A 2,626-nucleotide genomic window follows, 5' to 3' on the forward strand; every position below is an offset into this window, starting at 1 on the left:
TACTGTCAGGACAAAAGAGACAGCCCGCGAATGTTGATATGTTTTGTTTAAAAGTACTGCCATGCACTATGACCGCGTGTTGTATTGCTTAATTATTCAAGTTTTTTAAAATCCTGAATCATGTTAAGTAAAATATCCGGCTTTTCTCTATTTGTCTCTATCCGATTTTCAAATAGTTTTAGTTTAAATTTTTCGTTTTTAAAATCTAATATACTGGCATATTCTACATAAAATTTAATTAAATCATGCTTGTAACCAGTAAGGTACTCAAAAATCAAAATAGTATTGTCAGCATTTAAAAACCAATGACATGAATATTCAAAGTCATTGCCAGAGATTGTTAGAGTATCTTTAGTAAATTTATATCTTAATGTATCAGTATATTTTATCAGACTATATTTGTCATAATTGACATAATTACTTGTATCATTAATGCTTATCCATTCACCAAGAAATCCTGATTTATTTAAACTTTTTTTACTTAAAGGTTTAATCAATAGATTTTTAGTTTCATGATTGCTTTTGCTAATTGTTAAAGTAGTGTCATTAATATTAAGGACTTGATATGTAGCACGTTTCATGCCTTGAAGACCATTATAGAAATAAACTAAAAAGGCAAAATCTTCGTATTTTTCAATTGTCCAACAATTTTCTTGTAGATATATTTGATTTAATGAATCTATTACAAATTTTTCAATCATGATGCCATTATTTAGAAATTCTATCCAATAGGTATCTTTTGATTTTTCAAGATCCATTTTTTCATCAATCCATGTTTTGTTGGATAAGATTTTAATAACAGAGTCTCTATTTTGATGTATCTTGACTTTATTAAGTTTTTTAAAAACTAAGTAAGTATCTTTTACAGGTAATTCGGAAAACATATTATTATCTTATTGACTTTCAGTTGGTTTAGACTTTTCTGCTAAATTTGGCGAAATAACTAAACTGTCTGCAGATAGATTAATTACTCTGTATTTTATCGTGTCAATCAATAAAATAGTATCATTTAAACTCCATGAAATTTTCTTTTCAAAACCAGGGAAATATGTACTACTATTAAAATATTTTCTAATACCAGAATTAGCTTTTGAAAGATCAAGCAATTCATTTAGCTCAAATTTTGAATTTTCTATTCCATCAAAAAACAAATTCAGTTGATAATCACCAAGCCATATGTCTTTTACATTCTCTTGAGAAAATGATTTATTCAGGTTTAAAAGAAAAATAAAAAGAATGATTGATATTAGAGTCTTCAAAGTTAATTTGGTTTAATCTGGATTATGCAATACAACGTTCCCGCGGTATGGTGCCGTGGCAGTTTCTGTCCGATAGGAAAGGAACTGTCAGGACGAAAGTGCAGGCAGCGAACGTTGAATTATTTGGTTTAAAATTACTGCCATGCACTATGACCGCGTGTTGTGTGTTGCCCTATTTTTAATTTTAATTCGGAATTTTTGGCATCGAAATATTAGGATCTCCAAACCAAATATTATTTCCTGCAATACAGTCTCTACTTGTAATTATTCCACATTTAAACATTATGAGGGCAAAAGATACCTGGACAAATCCTGTATCGTTTTCAAAATGCGTATATTTTATTAAATCATTAGCTCCAAATTTGTTAAAGTAATCATCTAAATTATAGGTTTTTGAAATTTTATCGATAGTCTCCTTATCTGGATATTTATAAAAACTTATATTAGCTAAAGCATTTTTATTTATAAAGTGAAAAGTCTTTTCTCTGTTTGCCAAAATAGTACTATCAATATATTTAATTCCATTTTCATCATATTCAACATTTAATTCACGATGCATGGCACCGGACAAAAATGGAGCTTCACAACAAATTTCTTTAGTCACTCCTGTGTTTAAATCTTTCGCGTTAAATACAATATAGCTTGGAGCAGAACTCTTATTATTATAAGCAATTTCAAAAATTCTATTTCTTATCGAATCATTTGAGTATTTATCAAATAATTCAATGTTTAAATTTTCTTCAGTAGGAGTCTTTTCGTTTTGATTTTTGAATACGCAAGATTGTATAAGCACGAAAACTGAAACTACTATTATTTTAAATATTCGAGTCATTTTTTTAGGGTTACACACAACGTTCCCGCGGTATGGTGTCGTGGCAGTTTCTTTCCGACGGGAAAGGAACTGTCAGGACAAAAGTGACAGCTGCGAACGTTGAAATGTTTTATTTAAAAGTACTGCCATGCAGTATGACCGCGTGTTGTATTTAGTACCTTCTTTTTTCTCTCACCGGAGTTCTTTAATTGAACGGTTTCGCAAATTAAACACTTCGGCAAATCAAATGAGATTCAGCCGCCCATAGCCGGATAATGTAAATCAAAAACTCTACGATATTGCGTCAGCCCCAAACGATATTGCGTCAAACTACGAATCTTCAAAGTTTTGTAGACTGAGATTCCACCCGACACCTGGTTTAAATCAAACGATGATCCAATTTTAAAAATAACGTTCCCTCGCTTCAGCCGAAAGAGGGTGGAAGCCAGTTTAAAATAATCAAACAACTAATCCCGGTATGTCTTATACTGAAATATGGCTACAGGTTAATAATTGAATTTAAGCTACATTTTTAAAGACCATGTTTGGTGTTTTA

At 30.5% G+C, this 2,626-nt stretch carries 3 protein-coding genes; all 3 read right to left on the reverse strand.

Annotated elements, in window-relative coordinates; genetic code table 11:
* Positions 1-92 precede the first annotated feature (92 nt).
* A complete protein-coding gene (locus ACE01N_RS20260) occupies positions 93-884 on the reverse strand; it encodes a hypothetical protein (RefSeq protein ID WP_380592858.1) in 792 nt (263 codons plus the stop codon).
* A 9-nt stretch (positions 885-893) separates the two neighbouring features.
* Positions 894-1,259, reverse strand: coding sequence for a hypothetical protein (locus ACE01N_RS20265; protein WP_380592860.1), 366 nt, complete (start codon positions 1,257-1,259; stop codon positions 894-896).
* A gap of 184 nt (positions 1,260-1,443) precedes the next feature.
* Entirely contained in the window at positions 1,444-2,091 is a 648-nt protein-coding gene (locus ACE01N_RS20270) for a hypothetical protein (RefSeq protein ID WP_380592862.1), read from the reverse strand.
* Positions 2,092-2,626 lie beyond the last annotated feature (535 nt).

The organism is Quyinboa ferrireducens (assembly GCF_042436675.1).
GTDB lineage: Bacteria > Bacteroidota > Bacteroidia > Bacteroidales > UBA5342 > JBHJHP01.